1 protein-coding gene is annotated in these 1,139 nt (G+C 65.0%); it reads right to left on the bottom strand.

Going from position 1 to position 1,139, the window contains the following annotated elements:
* Positions 1–2 precede the first annotated feature (2 nt).
* Positions 3–1,139: AMP-binding protein (locus ACFQO4_RS21190; RefSeq protein ID WP_500262721.1), on the bottom strand; the 1,137-nt coding region annotated here is incomplete at its 5' end.

Here is a 1,139-nt window from a genome sequence, read left to right as displayed (position 1 = left end):
CCTCAGTCGTCCCCAACCTGGGCAGCGATGTCCTCGACGACGTCCGGGTTCCGGAGCGTCGAGGTGTCGCCGAGTTCGTTGCCCGAGGCGATGTCCTCGAGCAGGCGACGCATGATCTTGCCCGAACGGGTTTTGGGGAGTTCGGGCGTGACGATGACCTCTTCGGGTCGAGCGATGGGCCCGATGGCGTCTTCTACCCCCGCCACGATGCGCTCCTCGAGGCTGTCGTCGTCCGCGTAGCCGTCTTCGGGGATGACGTAGGCGTAGACGGCTTCGCCTTTGATGTCGTGGTCGCCGCCGACGACGGCGGCCTCGGCGACGCCCTCGACGCCGACGATGGCGCTCTCGATTTCCATCGTGCCCAGGCGGTGCCCGGAGACGTTGATGACGTCGTCGACGCGCCCGAGGATGGTGATGTAGCCGTCGTCGTCGATTTTCGCGCCGTCTTCGGGGAAGTACACCCACTCGTCGCTTTCCTCGTCGGAGTACTCCTCCCAGTACTCGGAGAGGAAGCGCTCGTCGTTGTTGTACAGCGTGCGCAGCATCCCCGGCCACGGATTATTCACCGTAAGGTAGCCGGCGTTGCCCGCCTCCACCTGGTCGCCGCTGGCGTCAACGATGCGGGCGTCGATGCCCGGCAGTGGCGGTCCGGCCGAGCCGGGTTTCATCTCGCCGATTCCGGGCAGCGTGGTGATCATCATACCCCCCGTCTCGGTCTGCCACCAGGTGTCGACGATGGGACACTCGGCGTCGCCGATGTGGTCGTAGTACCACTGCCACGCCCGCGGGTTGATCGGCTCGCCCACGGTACCCAGTAGCCGAAGCGAGGAGAGGTCGTGCTGATCGGGGTACTGTTTGCCCCACTTCATGAACGCCCGGATGGCGGTGGGGGCGGTGTAGAAGATGTCGACGTCGTTTTTCTCGACGAGGTCCCAGAGGCGGTCCTTCTCGGGGTAGTCGGGCGTCCCTTCGTACATCACGGTGGTGGTGCCCAGTGCCAGGGGTCCGTAGACGATGTACGAATGCCCCGTAATCCAGCCGATGTCGGCTGCACACCAGTAGGTGTCCTCGGGTTTGACGTCCAGTACGGCGTGAGAGGTCCAGGCGGCGTACGAGAGGTAGCCCCCCGTGGTGTGTTT

Origin of the sequence: Saliphagus sp. GCM10025334 (assembly GCF_042663485.1) — an archaeon.
In the GTDB taxonomy this organism is placed as follows: domain Archaea; phylum Halobacteriota; class Halobacteria; order Halobacteriales; family Natrialbaceae; genus Natronosalvus.
This window is presented reverse-complemented; position numbering and strand designations above follow the sequence as displayed.